This is a genomic window from Shinella sp. NM-101, from assembly GCF_021401195.1.
Classification (GTDB): domain Bacteria; phylum Pseudomonadota; class Alphaproteobacteria; order Rhizobiales; family Rhizobiaceae; genus Shinella.
This window is the reverse complement of record NZ_JACBFT010000001.1, coordinates 375790-390779: the sequence shown is the minus strand read 5'-3', so window position 1 is coordinate 390779 and position 14990 is coordinate 375790. Positions and strand designations below refer to the sequence as shown.

At 65.8% G+C, this 14990-nt stretch carries 19 protein-coding genes; 7 read left to right on the top strand and 12 right to left on the bottom strand.

Features of this window, described 5'->3' with window-relative positions:
- The first annotated feature begins 49 nt into the window (after nucleotides 1–49).
- Nucleotides 50–658, top strand: coding sequence for a GNAT family N-acetyltransferase (locus tag L0976_RS01890; protein ID WP_234185781.1), 609 nt, complete (start codon nucleotides 50–52; stop codon nucleotides 656–658).
- 86 nt (nucleotides 659–744) lie between these two features.
- Here the strand turns inward: L0976_RS01890 and L0976_RS01885 are convergent, their stop codons facing one another.
- Nucleotides 745–948: a hypothetical protein gene (locus L0976_RS01885; RefSeq protein ID WP_203319929.1), complete on the bottom strand. Its 204-nt coding sequence runs from the start codon at nucleotides 946–948 to the stop codon at nucleotides 745–747.
- 104 nt (nucleotides 949–1052) lie between these two features.
- Nucleotides 1053–1271 carry a hypothetical protein gene (locus L0976_RS01880; RefSeq protein ID WP_234185779.1) on the bottom strand — a complete coding sequence of 73 codons (219 nt, stop codon included), beginning with the start codon at nucleotides 1269–1271 and terminating at the stop codon, nucleotides 1053–1055.
- 116 nt (nucleotides 1272–1387) lie between these two features.
- On the opposite strand from L0976_RS01880, the gene L0976_RS01875 reads away from it, so the two are divergent.
- On the top strand, nucleotides 1388–2305 hold the full coding sequence (locus tag L0976_RS01875) for a LysR family transcriptional regulator (protein WP_234185778.1): 918 nt from the start codon (nucleotides 1388–1390) through the stop codon (nucleotides 2303–2305).
- 16 nt (nucleotides 2306–2321) lie between these two features.
- Here L0976_RS01875 and L0976_RS01870 read toward each other — a convergent pair whose 3' ends face one another.
- From L0976_RS01870 to L0976_RS01830, 9 genes are all read right to left on the bottom strand, one after another.
- Entirely contained in the window at nucleotides 2322–2780 is a 459-nt protein-coding gene (locus L0976_RS01870; RefSeq protein ID WP_233290759.1) for a hypothetical protein, read from the bottom strand.
- Between the two features lie 47 nt (nucleotides 2781–2827).
- Nucleotides 2828–4900, bottom strand: a complete 2073-nt coding sequence (locus L0976_RS01865) for an ASKHA domain-containing protein (protein ID WP_234185773.1) — start codon at nucleotides 4898–4900, stop codon at nucleotides 2828–2830.
- A gap of 36 nt (nucleotides 4901–4936) precedes the next feature.
- Nucleotides 4937–5260, bottom strand: a complete 324-nt coding sequence (locus L0976_RS01860) for a hypothetical protein (protein WP_234185772.1) — start codon at nucleotides 5258–5260, stop codon at nucleotides 4937–4939.
- 1 nt (nucleotide 5261) lies between these two features.
- Nucleotides 5262–6230: a methyltetrahydrofolate cobalamin methyltransferase gene (locus L0976_RS01855; RefSeq protein WP_234185771.1), complete on the bottom strand. Its 969-nt coding sequence runs from the start codon at nucleotides 6228–6230 to the stop codon at nucleotides 5262–5264.
- Between the two features lie 90 nt (nucleotides 6231–6320).
- Nucleotides 6321–7415, bottom strand: coding sequence for a methylenetetrahydrofolate reductase (locus L0976_RS01850; protein ID WP_234185769.1), 1095 nt, complete (start codon nucleotides 7413–7415; stop codon nucleotides 6321–6323).
- Between the two features lie 2 nt (nucleotides 7416–7417).
- A complete protein-coding gene (locus L0976_RS01845) occupies nucleotides 7418–8005 on the bottom strand; it encodes a methylenetetrahydrofolate reductase C-terminal domain-containing protein (protein ID WP_234185768.1) in 588 nt (195 codons plus the stop codon).
- The gene (locus tag L0976_RS01840; RefSeq protein ID WP_203319202.1) at nucleotides 7998–8300 is read right to left on the bottom strand and encodes a virulence factor; all 303 of its coding nucleotides are present in this window, start codon (nucleotides 8298–8300) and stop codon (nucleotides 7998–8000) included. The genes L0976_RS01845 and L0976_RS01840 overlap by 8 nt, the downstream gene beginning before the upstream one ends.
- Before the next feature lie 109 nt (nucleotides 8301–8409).
- Nucleotides 8410–9192, bottom strand: a complete 783-nt coding sequence (locus L0976_RS01835; protein ID WP_370643550.1) for a formyl transferase — start codon at nucleotides 9190–9192, stop codon at nucleotides 8410–8412.
- Nucleotides 9193–9289: 97 nt separating this feature from the next.
- Nucleotides 9290–9931 (bottom strand): DUF1638 domain-containing protein, encoded by a 642-nt coding sequence (locus L0976_RS01830; protein WP_234185766.1) that lies wholly within the window; start codon nucleotides 9929–9931, stop codon nucleotides 9290–9292.
- 17 nt (nucleotides 9932–9948) lie between these two features.
- Here L0976_RS01830 and L0976_RS01825 point away from each other — a divergent pair, with 17 nt between their 5' ends.
- Nucleotides 9949–10107 carry an entericidin gene (locus tag L0976_RS01825; RefSeq protein WP_203319199.1) on the top strand — a complete coding sequence of 53 codons (159 nt, stop codon included), beginning with the start codon at nucleotides 9949–9951 and terminating at the stop codon, nucleotides 10105–10107.
- A gap of 54 nt (nucleotides 10108–10161) precedes the next feature.
- On the opposite strand, the gene L0976_RS01820 is transcribed toward L0976_RS01825, so the two are convergent.
- Nucleotides 10162–10857 (bottom strand): B12-binding domain-containing protein, encoded by a 696-nt coding sequence (locus tag L0976_RS01820; RefSeq protein ID WP_203319198.1) that lies wholly within the window; start codon nucleotides 10855–10857, stop codon nucleotides 10162–10164.
- A gap of 338 nt (nucleotides 10858–11195) precedes the next feature.
- Between L0976_RS01820 and L0976_RS01815 the strand changes: the two genes are divergently transcribed.
- From L0976_RS01815 to L0976_RS01800, 4 genes are all read left to right on the top strand, one after another.
- On the top strand, nucleotides 11196–12767 hold the full coding sequence (locus L0976_RS01815) for a trimethylamine methyltransferase family protein (RefSeq protein ID WP_234185764.1): 1572 nt from the start codon (nucleotides 11196–11198) through the stop codon (nucleotides 12765–12767).
- 128 nt (nucleotides 12768–12895) lie between these two features.
- On the top strand, nucleotides 12896–13567 hold the full coding sequence (locus L0976_RS01810; RefSeq protein WP_234185763.1) for a ferredoxin: 672 nt from the start codon (nucleotides 12896–12898) through the stop codon (nucleotides 13565–13567).
- A 125-nt stretch (nucleotides 13568–13692) separates the two neighbouring features.
- The gene (locus L0976_RS01805) at nucleotides 13693–14385 is read left to right on the top strand and encodes a phosphodiester glycosidase family protein (RefSeq protein WP_234185762.1); all 693 of its coding nucleotides are present in this window, start codon (nucleotides 13693–13695) and stop codon (nucleotides 14383–14385) included.
- A gap of 79 nt (nucleotides 14386–14464) precedes the next feature.
- On the top strand, nucleotides 14465–14986 hold the full coding sequence (locus L0976_RS01800) for an RNA polymerase sigma factor (protein WP_234185760.1): 522 nt from the start codon (nucleotides 14465–14467) through the stop codon (nucleotides 14984–14986).
- Nucleotides 14987–14990: the final 4 nt, after the last annotated feature.

Below are 14990 nucleotides of genomic sequence, written 5' to 3'. Positions count from 1 at the left end.
GCCGGTGCGGGCGCGGCCACATGGAGGCGGATTCTTCGAAGGGACATCAATGCTTTCAGACGGATATTCGGACGTGCCGGCGGGAAAGCTCGCGGCGGTCGTGACCTCATTGGAGATGACGGCGCCGCCGGCGCCGCGCGCCGATCCCGAACAGCCGGGCATCGTGCTCCAGCGCGTCGAGAGGCCCGGCGTCGCCTGGTATCGCGACCTCTACAGCCGTATCGGCACCGAATGGCTCTGGGCGTCGCGGCTTGTTCTTCCCGAAGACGCGCTGGCCGCCATCCTGCGTCATCCCGACGTCGAGGTGTATGCGGTCGTCAAGGACGGGCGCGGGGAGGGGCTTCTGGAGCTCGATTTCCGGGAGGAGGGTGCCTGCGAACTCGCCTTCTTCGGCCTGACGGCATCGGCGATCGGCAACGGCACCGGACGCTGGCTGATGAACCGGGCGATCGCGCGCGCCTGGTCGCGGGAGGGACATCCCGCCATCCGGCGGTTCTGGGTGCATACCTGCACGCTGGATTCGCCGCAGGCGCTCGGCTTCTACATCCGCTCGGGCTTCACGCCGGTGAAGCGCCAGATCGAGATCTTCGACGATCCGCGGCTGACGGGCGTCCTGCCGCTTACCGCCGCGCCCCAGGTGCCGATCCTGAAGGCCTGATGCAAAACCGCCGGAGAGACCTTCCAGTCAGCTCCGGCGGCAGGGGGCGTCGTCTTCCTTCGGCGTACAGCCGCCAGCGGCGTCCGTCATCGTGTCGTCCTGTCCGCTGCACGAAAACCGATGTCCTTGCGCAGGTCGTAGGGCATGCTCTCCAGCTCGCGCTCGGCGCGATGGCGTTGCCAGGCCGATACGACCCGTTCGGCCACGTCCCGGAGGAGATGGATGAGGCTGCCGGAATCGCGGGTGCTCAGGGCACGCCGGACCGGGCGATGTTCCAATGCTATTGCCATTTCAGGGTCCTTTCGAGCTTGGGAGGATCGAAAGGTCGCGACCTTGATCGTGACTATCTCCCGATCTCATGCATCAATCAAACGAATATATTTGATTGGATCGATCAGTCTTGTTCATGGTGGACGACGACGGGCCAGTCGATGTCCCGCCTGAGATAGGCCGGCAACTGGGCCAGCTGCTCTGCCGTTTGGCGGGCCGAAGCACGCTGGCGGCGTGCCTCTAGGGCTTCGCCCACGAAGCGCCGTATTGCGTAGTAAAATCCGTTTCCACGGGCGAGAACGGCAAGATCGGCGCCGCTTTTCAACGATTTTTGCGTTTTCATGGCGTTTTTCCTCACATGCGTTTGCTTTGCAGGTTGACTATCCGCCTGTCTCGGTTTTCAATCAAACGAAATGATGTGACGCTTTTCTTCAGTTTTTCTGATCCATGGAGGCGGATATGAATCTGCTGATGCGCCAGACGCTCCCCCTGCTGGAGCTCGATATTCTCAGAACCTTCGTCGCGATCGCCGAGACGGGTAATTTCACGACCGCGGCCGAGACGGTGCACCGCACGCCCTCGGCGGTCTCCATGCAGATCAAGAAGCTGGAGGAACTGCTGGGCTGCACGCTGTTTCGCCGCGACGCGCGCTCGGTGGTGCTGACCCATCACGGCGAGGTGCTGCTGTCCTATGCGCGCCGGCTGATCGCGCTCAGCAACGAGGCGGTGTCACGCTTCATGATGCCGGAAATGAACGGCGTCGTGCGGCTCGGCGCGCCCGACGACGTCGGCGAGCTCATCCTGCCGGAAGTGCTGAGGCGCTTTGCCGAGACCTATCCGTCCATCGCGGTCAACGTGTCGATCGAGACCAGCGCGAACTTGCGCCGCGCCGTCGCCGAGCGCCGGCTCGACCTTGCCATCTTCAATGCGACGGATGGCACGATCCCCGTTCCCGGTGAAGTCCTGCTCAAGGAACAGCTCGTCTGGGCGGGCAAGAACTGTGGCAATGCGCATCTGAAGAACCCTCTGCCCGTCTCCGTCTGGGAGGAGGGCTGCATCTGGCGCGCCCGCGCGCTGGAGGAACTGAGCCGGTCGGGCCGGGACTTCCGCGTCGCCTACTTCTGCGCCCATCACATGGGCCAGCGCGCCGCGATCCGGGCGGATCTTGCGGTTGCCCCGCTTGCCCGCTTCCTCGTCGGCGACGACATGGTGGCGCTCGGCGAGAAGGACGGCCTGCCGGAGCTCGGCCATTATCTCATCGGGCTCGTCGTCAACGAGGAGGCCGAAGCACCGGCGCTTGCGGTGGCGGACTACATCCGCGCCGCCTTCGCCCGCATGGAGCGCCGGCCGATGGACATGCTGCAGGTCGCCTGCTGATTTTCCGGCCCGACGCCTATTCGTAGGTGTAGGAGGCGCACATGTCCTCGTCGCTTTGCGGCGCCTCGGGCGTTGCGAAGACGGCGAGGATGGTGCTGCTGCCGTCGTCCGTTTCCCAGGAGGCGACATATGTGACGGGCGCGCCGCACAGCCTGTTGCCGTTGAGGAGAACCGGGTCGCGCGGCTCCGCCAGGCTGTAGACGAAGGCTTCCACCGTCTTTCCATCGACCGTCAGCCGGTCGCCGACGCGTTCCTTGAACGTCACCTGCTCGCCGTTTTCGAAGGTGATGCCGGTCTCGTCGAGCTCGATGTCGCCGGTGATCGACATCGCCGTGTTGCTGACGGCCGCATAGGTTTCGGCGAAAGCCGGCGAGGCGAGCACCACGCACAGGGCGAAGGCGGAGATGGAGGAGCTGGTCATGACGGTTCCCGGTTTCTGGCGCAGCGCGAATCCCTCGTCCTGCGTCTCCAGCATGCCGATAAACCGCCGAAAGCAAAACCGAATTCGTGAAGCCGGGCCACCTATTCGCGGCTGCGGCGCCTGCGGCGTCCGCCACCTTCGCCGCCGCCGTCGTCGGCGGGCACCTTGCGCTCGGGCAGGGCGACGACCTTGGCCAGTTCCGGGAAGGGATCGACCTTGTTCGGCAGCGCCATGGCGTTGACGAAGAGCTGCTGGAAATGCGGCTCCAGCGCGGTCTCGATCTTCTCGATGCGGGCGACCGTCTTCTCGATCTCGCGGCGGTGGTCGCGGTTGAGCAGGGCCATCAGCGCGCCGGTGCCGGCGGCGTTGCCGACAGCCTTCACCTCGTCGAGGTCGCAGTCCGGGATGAGGCCCAGCACCATGGCGTATTTCGGATCGATGAACGAACCGAAGGCGCCGGCGAAGCGGATCGTGTCGACATGGTCGACGCCCTGTTTTTCCATCAGCAGCTTGATGCCGGCATAAAGGGCGGATTTCGCGAGCTGGATGGCGCGGATGTCGTTCTGCGTGACCGTGATGCGCGGCTCGCCGTCATGCAGCAGGTAGGAGAAGGTGCGGCCGTTCTCCAGGATGCGCGGGCTGCGCTCCGCCATGGTGCCATCGACCACGCCGTCCTCGGAAATGATGCCGGAAAGGTACATTTCCGCGACGACCTCGATGATCGCCGAACCGCAGATGCCGGTGACGCCGACGTGGGCCGCGGCCTCCGCGAAGCCGTCCTCGTCCGACCACTTGTCGACGCCGATGACGCGGAACTTCGGCTCCAGCGTCGCGGGGTCGATGCGCACGCGCTCGATGGCGCCGGGGGCGGCGCGCTGGCCGGAGGAAATCTCCGCGCCCTCGAAGGCGGGGCCGGTCGGCGAGGAGGCGGCGACGACGCGGTGCCTGTTGCCGAGGACGATCTCCGCATTGGTGCCGACGTCGACGAGCAGCATCATGCGGTCCTGCCGGTAGGGGCCTTCGGCGAGCGTCGCGCCGGCCGCGTCCGCGCCGACATGGCCGGCGATGCAGGGCAGCGTATAGAGCCGCGCGCCGCGGTTCACGTCGATGTCGAGATCGTGCGCCCAGTATTGCAGGGCGCCGGAGACGGCGAGCGCGAAGGGCGCCTGGCCGAGTTCCGTCGGATCGATGCCGAGGAAGAGGTGGTGCATGATGGGGTTGGCGACGAAGACCATGTCGAGGATGCCATGACGGTCGACCTCGCCTTCCTCGCAGACCTTGCCGATAAGGCTGTTGACCGCCTCGCGCACGGCCTTCGTCATGGCTTCCCGGCCATCGGGATTCATCATGACGTAGGAGACGCGGCTCATCAGGTCCTCGCCGAAGCGGATCTGCGGGTTCGACGTGCCGGAGGAGGCGACGATGCGGCCGGAGAGCAGCGAGACGAGATGCATGGCGATGGTCGTCGAGCCGATGTCGCAGGCAATGCCGTAGGCCTCGTTCTTGAGGCCCGGCCAGAGGTCGACGATGAAGGGGCGCGAGCTGTCCATGTCGCGGTGGATGGCGGCGGTGACGCCCCAGTTGCCCTTGCGCAGCACCGACTGGACGCGCGGAATGAGGTGCGGGGCGATCAGCAGGTCCTTCCAGCCCCAGTCCTTCTCCAGCATCGCCTTCAGCCGGTCGAGGTCGCCGAGCGGCTTGTGCATGTCCGGCTCGTCCACCTCGACATAGCAGAGCTGCACGGCGGCGTTGCGCTCGATGACGCGGTCCGTCGCGGCCTTGCGCACGACCTGCGCGTTGATGACCGTGTCCTGCGGCACGTCCACCACGAGGTCGCCGAGGATGAGGGCGGAACAGGACAGGCGGCGTCCTTCGGGAAGGCCGCGGATCTTCTCGTAGCGCTCCTCCTTCGGGCCTTTTTCCGAGATGTGGTCGAGCGAGGAGACGATCTTGTGCTTGGCGAAATTGCCTTCCTGCACTTCGATCTGACAGCGCCCGCAGGTGGCGCGCCCGCCGCACACGCTCTCGACATAGACGCCGAGTTTTCGCGCGGCTTCCAGCACCGGCGTGCCGACCGGGAAGCGGCCGCGCTTGCCGGAGGGCATGAAGAGGACGAGCGGTTCCTTTGCCGAGGCTTCCGTCATGTTGATCTCGTTCTCACCTTCGATGCGCATGGCTCGTACTCTCTTCTGCCGGCAAGGCCGGGCCTGTCAATTCTTCCGGGCGGCGAGGCGCCGCGCATTGCGGCGCACGCGCTTGCCGTAGGGCTTCATGGCGGCCTCGGATATGGCGCGGGCCGCAGTCCCCGGCGAGGCCGCCGTCATCATGGCGCTTGCCAAAGCAAAATTGGCCGCCACGACGCTCTCCGCCGCGGCAGCCATCTTTTCCGTCACCATCCGGGTCATCTCGGCGTTGTTCTGCGTCGATCCCGTCAGCGCCGCAAGGCCCATCTCGTGGCAGCGCAGGGCGATCACGAGGGGCGCCTCCAGCCAGAGGCTGAAGGCGTCGCGGCGAAGCTGGCGCCCGCCCGCCACGTTATTCCCGTGCCGCGCCGGTGCCGGCGCGGGCTGCACGACCGCCACGGCGTCCGCCGCCGGCTGCCGGGGCCGCCGCCGAAGCGCCAGCCGTTGCGCCGCCCTCGGCGGGCTTGTGGTCGCGATAGGTCATGATCCAGTTCGTGCAGTTCGCATCCGTGCCGTTGAGCACGTTGGCGGCGCGCACCGCTTCCATCTCCTGCGGGCGGCAGGGGTTCATGATGGCCGAGGTCATGCCGGCGCCGATGACCATGGGGATGAAGCCGGCATTGATGCCGTGGCGGTGCGGCAGGCCGAAGGAGATGTTGGACAGGCCGCAGGTCGTGTTGACCTTGAGCTCGTTACGCAGGCGGTAGAGCAACTGGAAGACCTGGCGGCCGGCGTCACCCAGCGCGCCGATCGGCATGACGAGCGGATCGACGACGATGTCATGCGGCTTGATGCCGTGGTCCATGGCGCGCTCGACGATCTTCTTGGCGACGGCGAAGCGCACGTCGGGATCCATCGAGATGCCCGTCTCGTCGTTCGAGATGGCGACGACCGGCACATCGTACTTCTTGACCAGCGGCAGGATGGCTTCGAGCTTTTCTTCCTCGCCGGTGACGGAATTGACCAGCGGGCGGCCCTTGGCGACCTTGAGGCCCGCCTCGATGGCGGCCGTGACCGACGAGTCGATGGCGAGCGGGATGTCGACGAGGCCCTGCACGATCTCCAGCGTCTGGACGAGCAGGCCCGGCTCGGTCTCGTTCGGATTGACGGAGGTCACGCCTGCATTGATGTCGAGCATCGTGGCGCCGGCGGCGACCTGCTCCAGCGCGTCCTTGATGACGGTCTCGAAATTGCCGGCCTGCATTTCCGCGGCCAGCTTCTTGCGGCCGGTCGGGTTGATGCGTTCGCCGATGACGCAGAAGGGCTGGTCGAAACCGATGATGATTTCGCGGGTGGCCGAGGCGACGATGGTGCGTGTCATTTATGGTCCTCTGGGGCAGGGCGCTCGATCGGGTCCAGCGCGCGATTTTCCGTTTAGAAAGCGGTCGGCCGGCGCAGCGCCGGCCAGCGGTCAATGGGGGTGCTGGGCGGCCCTCTCGGCCATCTGCTGCTGGTCCTGTTCCTGGCCGCTGCGGGCCATCTCGATGCGTTCGGCGACGAGTTGGTCCACCGGGTTCGGCTCGCGCTTCCAGGGCCTGCGTCCCTTCAGCACGCCGGAATCATGCACCATTTCCGCGACATATTCTTCCTGGCGGTAGGCCATGACGTGGATGCCGGACACGCCCTCGATCTCCTTCACCTCGTTGATGATGTCGATGCAGAGCTGCTTGCCTTCCTTCTTCTGGTCCTCGGCGCCTTCCAGGCGCTTGATGATGGCGTCCGGAATGTGGATGCCCGGCACGTTCGAGCGGATCCACTTGGCCGTCTTGGCCGACGCCATCGGGCCGACGCCGACGAGGATGTAGCACTTCTCGTGCAGGCCGAGGTCGCGCACCTTCTTCATGTATTCGCGGAACATCGGCACGTCGAAGCAATACTGGCTCTGCACGAACTGCGCGCCGGCCTCGATCTTCTTGGCGAGGCGGAAGGGGCGGAAGTCGTAGGGCGGGGCGAAGGGGTTGATCGCCGCGCCGAGGAAGACCTTCGGCGGCGTCGTCAGCTTGCGGCCGGACAGGAACTTCGAATTGTCGCGCATGACGCGGACGGTCTCGAGCAGCGACATGCAGTCGAGATCGAAGACCGGCTTTGCGCCCGGCTGGTCGCCGGCCTGCACGCCGTCGCCGGTCAGGCACATGATGTTGCACACGCCCATGGCGGCGGCGCCCAGCACGTCGCCCTGGATGGCGATGCGGTTCTTGTCGCGGCAGGCGATCTGCATGATCGGCGCATAGCCCATGCGGGTCAGGAGCGCGCAGATGCCGACGGAGGACATGTGGCAGTTGGCGCCGGAGGCATCGACCGCGTTGATGCCGTCCACCCAGCCGTCGAAGATCGCGGCGCGCTCGTAGACGTCTTCCGGGTTGGCGCTGTCCGGCGGGTTGAGTTCCGTCGTCACGGCGAACTCGCCGCGCCTGAGGACGCGCTCGAGGCGGCCGAGCGAGGCGTGCCCGGGCAGCGGGTCGAGCGGGAGGTGTGCGCCGAGCGGGTTTTCGTCGATATGCGCCATGGTCAGGCGTCCTTTCCGGCGGCGGCAGCCGCTTCCCGTGCCGCGGCGGCCTCTGCCGTCACGCGCAGCCAGGAGGAGGTTTCGCGCAGCGACTGGTTCACCGGCTTCTGCACGTTCATGATGGCGTTTCCCTTCACCATGTTCTGCGACCCTTTCCACGCCTGGACCCAGACGCAGGGCATGTCCGGCTCGACCTCGCAATTGCCGTTGGCCCGCACGCCGCCGCAGGGGCCGTTGCGAAGCTGCTTGGGACAGTTCATCGGGCAGGACATGCCGGTCGAGGACAGCGCGCACTGGCCGCACATGCGACAGTCGAAGAGGAACCCCTTCACATGGCGCTCGACGAAGGTGACCGGCCGCTCGACACGCTGGTAGCCGAAGAGCTTCCAGACGGGGTGCAGCAGCAGGAAGCCTTCCGCGAAACGGTTGTAGAACCACTCGAAGAAGCGGGAATTGCGCACGGCCCACAGGCGGATCGTGTATTTGCGGCGGGCGCGGCGGCTCGGCGAGACGCCGGATGGCGTGAAGGCGCCGGTGGCGGCCTTCTTGGCCGGTGTGGCATTGCCGGGTTTCTGGACGGCGTCAGCCATTGTCGCGGCCTCCGGCCTTCACGAGGGCGACGAGCCGCTCGCGGTCGTAGGCGGCTTCGAGTTCCGCGGCGGCCGCATCGGCTTCCGCCTCCAGGTCGTCGGAGACCGGCACCGGATCGGCCTTGCGCCATTCGGCGAGGTAGTCGTCCGTCTCCGCGGCGCCGGTGCGCATGGCGCACATGTCGATCGCCTCGGTGAAGCGCAGCGACAGTTCGCGCTTGGCGCTCGCGCGGCCCTTCTTGATGATGACCTGGGCGGGGATGTCGCGCCAGTAGACGATGATGCGGTCTGCCATGGAAAAATTCTCCTCGCGCTGACAATGCTGCTTGGCCGCGTCCGGGGCTTCACTCGCCACGACTGCCCCATGCTCAAAAACGACGCGGGATTCGTCCGGGCTTGAGGATTTACCAGATGCCGCGGGTTACGCCGTTCCAGAGCCAGGTCCAGATCGGCGGATGATACCATTGTCGCGATGGCGCCGCTATTTTCAACGGCTTGAGCTTCCCCGCCACCGCATCGCGCAGGGCCGCGACGACGATGCCGGTGGAGGATGCCGTCTGGAGCAGGGGATAGGTGTGCATCGTGTCGCGTTTGGAAGGTTTCATCCTGTGCTGGTAGAGCACGCCGCCGGTATCGACGCCCGCGTCGACGAGGTGCACCGTCGCGCCGAAATTCTCCTCGTCCGACAGGACGCGCGACCAGTAGCCGCCCTGCAGGCCGCGGTATTGCGGGCTGATCCCGGCATGGAGGTTGAGGACCGGGCAGGTAATGGCCGCCAGCGTCTCAGCCTTCAGCATGCGGGTGCTGATGAGCAGCAGCGCGGCCGGCCGCATGTCTTGGAGTGCGTTCAGGAGGTCCGGGCTGTTGGCGGAGGGAACGGCAAGGCGGCGGATTGACGAGTCGATTCCGGCATTTGCGCCGAATTCCTCAAGGATTTCGGCAGCGCGCGCAGCGGTGAAGCGCTTGCCGTATCTGGAGACCAGCATGGTCGCGAGCTGCCCGAGCGCCTGCACCCATCCGAGCTTTCTCGCCCGCCGCCGGATGAAGAGCCCTTTCGATTCGGGTTGTTCCTCGATGACGACGAGGTTGGGGAAGGCGGCCTTGACGGCGTTGGCGACGATTTCGGGGTTGGGGCCGGGCTGGATCAGCATCGCCACCGTTTCCATCCGCGTTTCGCGTTCTGTCATCTTCATGCCTCGCCGGGATATGGCGCGCATCATCGCGGGGAAGGGCTTAGGAAGCGGTAACCGGGATCGGGGATTTGCCGGAAGGGCTAAGGATCGGTTAGCGGGCGCGCAGCAGTTCGCCCGTCAGGTCGCCGTAGCCGGTATAGCGGTACTCGTAGACGAGGCCGAGATAGTCGGCGGCTTCCTTCGCCTTGCGCTGCAGGGCTTCGTCCTCGATCTGCGAGAGATAGACGAGCTTGGTATAGTTGCCGAAATACATGTCCTTCAGTTGCGGATGGCGGTCGAGGCCGAGCGGCTCGATGACGAAGGCGCGGAACTGGCGGGCGAGGAAATCGGTGAGGAAGAAGGAGGTCACGTCGTCGTCTTTCGCGGCGAAGGCCTCGTTGCCGGCGAAGAACGAATAACAGTGCGGGCCGGCGATGCGCTCGACGCCGTGGCGTTCGCAGACCTTGTCGAGCAGACCGCCGGTGCCGCAATCGGCATAGCCGACGAAGATGCGCGAAAAGCCTTCGGCGCGGGCCTCCTCGATCGCCTTTTCCACCCCGGGCGCGATCTTCTCGGGATGGGCGTGCCAGATGGCGGGGAGACATTGCAGGTCGATATGGCCGAGGCCGTTGGTGTCGCGGATCGCCAGCACTTCACGGGCGATCGCGCCGCAGGCGATCACGCGAACCTTTTCCGCTTTCGCGCGTTCATCGCTCGGGCTTTCGAGCCGAATGTCTGCGTCAACCACATCCATGAAGAGGGACTCCGACCATGACTGGCACACACCTGACCAGGATCAGCATCGTTCTCGCGGCGCTTCTTGCGCTCAGCGCCTGCGGCAACACCATTCGCGGCATGGGTCGGGATACGGCCAATGCCGTGGATGCGACGCAGGACGCCGGACGAAGCGTCGAAAGAGCCGCAAACTGAAGATCGTAGTCGGACGGCGCCGATTCAAGCCCGGCGCCGTCCGGAAATCATTGCTCAGCCCGCAAGCATGTTGTGCTTGCGCTTCATGAATTCCTTGGCCGTCTCCACGGCGACGGCCGCGTCGCGGCAGTAGGCGTCGGCGCCGACGGCCTTGCCGAATTCCTCGTTCAGCGGCGCGCCGCCGACGAGCACGACGTAGTCGTCGCGCAAGCCCTTTTCCTTCATCGTGTCGATGACGACCTTCATGTAGGGCATGGTGGTGGTCAGGAGGGCGGACATGCCGAGGATGTCCGGCTGCTCGCGCTCGATGGCTTCCAGGTAGTTCTCGACCGGGTTGTTGATGCCGAGGTCGATGACGTCGAAGCCCGCGCCTTCCATCATCATGCCGACGAGGTTCTTGCCGATGTCGTGGATGTCGCCCTTGACGGTGCCGATGACCATCTTGCCCTGCTTCGGCGCGCCGGTGGCGGCGAGCAGCGGACGCAGGATATGCATGCCGGCCTTCATGGCGTTGGCCGAAAGCAGCACTTCCGGAACGAAGAGGATGCCGTCGCGGAAGTCGACGCCGACGATGCGCATGCCTTCGACGAGGGCCTGGGTGAGAATGTCGTAGGGCGCCCAGCCGCGTTCGAGCAGGATGTTCGTGCCCTCTTCGATTTCCTCCTTGAGGCCGTCGTAGAGGTCGTCGTGCATCTGCTGCACAAGCTCTTCGTCGGAGAGATCGGCGAGAATGATTTCGTCGTCAGACATGTTGGTTCCTCGTCTCCATTGGCGCGTGCCGGGCGGCAGGCTCGTCGTACAAGGAATATCCTTCCTCTTCCGCGAACCCGATTTTGAAAGCGACGTCGCATACAGCGAAAAGCGACCCGCCGAACGCTTGTTGCCAGGATAGCCTGCAAGACGGTGAATTGACAGCGTAAACAAGACAATGGCGCTATGGGGCGCGTCGCAATTCCGCTAATGTCGCGACCGAGCCGGTATCCAGCGTGCGCCACCGCTTGGCGCTTTGAGAACCGCCCCGCCCCGATGGCTTGCTAGCATAGGACGAGTGGTGCCTTCCGGCGCCGGAATAACAAGGAAGACGGATCATGAGCGAGGATATTCAGCAGGTGGCAGGCGAGGGCGGCGGGCGCCGCTCGCGCGAGGGGAGAGGCGCGGCCGCACGGCGCGCATCGCGTACCGGGGGCGGTCCGGGTCCGTCGCTGCCTTACATCACCCGCAAGATCAGGGAATACGAGGTTCTCGACGAGGAAGGCCTGTCGCTGATCGAGGCGAATGCCGACCGCGTGCTGGAGGAGATCGGCATCGAGTTCCGCGAGGATGCGGAAGCGCTGGCGCTCTGGAAGGAAGCCGGGGCCGACGTGCGCGGCGAGCGCGTGCACTTCCCGAAGGGCCTGTGCCGCGAGCTCCTGAAGACCGCGCCGTCCGACTTCACCTGGCATGCCCGCAACGCCGAGCGCAATTGCCATATCGGCGGCAAGGCCACCGTCTTCGCACCGGTCTACGGCCCGCCCTTCGTGCGCGACCTCGAAGGCAACCGCCGCTATGCGACCATCGAGGACTTCCGCAACTTCGTGAAGCTCGCCTACATGGCCCCGTCGATCCATTCCTCGGGCGGCACGGTCTGCGAGCCGGTGGACGTTCCGGTGAACAAGCGTCACCTGGACATGGTCTACAGCCATATCAAATATTCCGACAAGCCGTTCATGGGCTCGGTCACGGCGCCGGAGCGCGCGGAAGACACGATCGCCATGGCCAAGCTCGTCTTCGGTGAGGACTTCGTCGAGAAGAACACGGTCACGCTCAACCTCATCAACGCCAACTCGCCGATGGTCTTCGACGAGACCATGGTGGGCGCGCTGAAGGTCTATGCCCGTCATAACCAGGCCTGCGTCGTCTCGCCGTTCATCCTGTCGGGCGCCATGAGCCCGGTCACGGTCGCCGGCACGCTGACGCAGATCCTCGCCGAGGTGCTGGCCGGCGCCTCCTTCACCCAGCTCATCCGCAAGGGTGCGCCGGTGCTGTTCGGCACCTTCGCCGCCTCGATCTCCATGCAGTCGGGCGCGCCGACCTTCGGCTCCCCCGAGCCGTCGCTGGTCTCCTACGGCGCCGCGCAACTCGCCCGCCGTCTCCGCCTGCCGTTCCGCACGGGCGGCTCGCTCTGCGGCTCCAAGGTTCCGGACGCCCAGGCGGCGCACGAATCGGCCAACACGCTGAACATGACGCTGCTGGCCGGCACGAACTTCGTCCTGCACGCGGCGGGCTGGCTGGAAGGCGGCCTCGTCTCGTCCTACGAGAAGTTCATGATCGACCAGGACCAGCTCGGCATGATGCAGAAGTTGGCCGAAGGCGTCGATCTTTCGGAAAACGCCCAGGCCCTCGACGCCATCCGCGAAGTCGGCCCCGGCAGCCACTATCTCGGCTGCGCCCATACGCAGGCCAACTTCCAGAGCGCCTTCTACCGCTCGCCGCTCGCCGACAACAATTCCTTCGAGCAGTGGGAGATCGAAGGCCAGAAGCGCATCGAGGAGCGTGCCAATGCGCTCTGCCGCACCTGGCTGGAGAGCTACGAGGCGCCCCATCTCGATCCGGCGATCGACGATGCGCTCCTCGACTTCATCGCCAAGCGCAAGGAATCGATGCCCGACGCCTTCACCTGAAAGGGTCCCGATCGCGCCAGGGAGCAAGGCGGAGCGTTCCGGGTGGCAGACATGATCCAGAAGGAGGTCTGGCGCCCGCATTACGAACTCAAAGGGGACGTGACCCGGTGAGGGCGTCGCGCCCCGACATGACGAACCTTCGTGCGGCTCTCGAGCCGCACGGTCTTTTTTTGCGTGGCTTCGTGAATTTCGCGGACGGCGAGGCGGCGCCCGCCCTTCCGGACGGACGCCCCGCCGCGAGCGTCCTTCTCGTCGGCAATATCGGCAGCTCCATCTGGCCGGCCTTTTGCCGCTGGCGGGAAGGGCAGGCGGACAGCGGCGGCCCCGATCCGCTCGACGCCTGTTCGAAGGCGATCATCGGCGCGGCCGCCGTCTCTGTGGGCGCGACCGCCTGGTTTCCCTCCGATCCGCCATGGCAGCCCTTCCAGCAATGGGCCATGCGCGCGGAAGGCCTGAAAGCCTCCCCGCTCGGCATCCTCATCCATCCCGTCTACGGCCTCTGGCACGGCTACCGCGGTGCGCTCGGCTTTTGCCGGCCGGTCGACGGGGAGCCGTTGATGGCAGAGGCGCATCCCTGCGACCACTGTCCGGACAAGCCCTGCCTCACCGCCTGTCCCGCCGGCGCCGTCCGCCCCGGCACCTTCGACGTGCCGGCCTGCCGGGCGCATCTGCGCACGCGGCAGGGGCAGGGCGGCTGCATGGCCTCCGGCTGCCTTTCCCGCGCGGCCTGTCCCATCGGCGCGGACTATCGCTACGACGATGCCCAGCTCCGCTTCCATATGGCGGCCCTCTCGCTTTAAGCCCGGTTGCTTTGACCTTTCCGGCAGAATCGCCGCTAAATTCGCCGCATTGCCGGCGGAGCCAAAGGGCCATGCGCACGTTTCTGTTCTTTCTGTTCCTTAGCCTTGCCCTGCGGAGTGTCGCCATGGCCGAACCGCCGAAATGCGCCGAGATCGAGCATCTTTCCGCCCGCTACACCGTCTGCACCTTCGATCCCGCGAAGGACACGATAAAGCTCTACGGCGCGCAAACGCTCGGCATGGGCGGGGCGACCTATGACGGGCTCAACACGCACCTGCTGCGCAACGGGCAGCACATGAGCTTTGCCATGAACGGCGGCATGTATCATCCGGACTACGGCCCGGTGGGCCTGCTCGTGGAGCAGGGCAGGCAGACCGGGGCGCTTAACCGCGACGACGCCTTCGGCAATTTCTTCATGAAGCCGAACGGCGTGTTCTTCGTCGGCGATGGCACGGCGGGCGTGATGGAGACGGAGGCCTATGCGAAGGCCGGCCTTTCGCCGCGGGAGGCGACGCAATCCGGGCCGATGCTGGTGATCGACGGACAGATCCACCCGCGTTTCCTGCCGGATGCCACGAGCCTGCAGATCCGCAACGGCGTCGGCATCCTGCCGGACGGGCGCGTCGCCTTCGCCATCTCGAAGGACCGGGTGCGTTTCCACGACTTCGCGACGCTCTTCCGGGACCGGTTGCAATGCCGGAACGCGCTTTTCCTCGACGGCAGCATTTCCAGCCTTTATTCCCCGGAAATGCGGCGGCACGACCGCCGCGCGACCATGGGCACCATCATCGCGGTTGTGAAAAATCTGCCCTGGTGAGAAAAATATCGACTCGCCACCCAAGGATTGCCGTTCGGCGCGCGTCTGAAGGAATAGTGCACGCAATCGGGATGGACCCGTGGAAACAGAACTCGTCGAAAAGGCGGCCCTCGGGGATCGGCAGGCATTCACCGCGCTGATCGAAGGCCGCTATGATTTCATCCATGCCGTCGCCTGGCGATGGTGCGGCGACCGGCAGGATGCCGAGGATGTGGCGCAGGAGGTGTGCATACGCCTCGCCAGCGCCATCCGCGGCTTCAAGGGCGCGAGCCGCTTCGGCACCTGGCTCTATGCGGTGACGTTGAATGCCGCGCGCGACCAGATGCGCAAGCGGCGGCGGGCCGAGTGGCGCGATGCCGCCTATCTTCGCGAAAAGGCGGTGCTGGAAGACCATTCCGCCGACGATGGCGGCGAGGAACTGTGGCAGGCGGTGCGCCGGCTTCCCGATAAGCAGCGCGATGCGGTGCTGCTGATCTACGGCGAGGGCCTGACCCATGCGGCGGCGGCCGAGGTGCTCGGCTGCGCTGAAACGACGATTTCCTGGCATGTGCACGAGGCCCGCAAGCGCCTGAAGGTGCTGCTGCGCGATGCGGCCGCGTGACGGA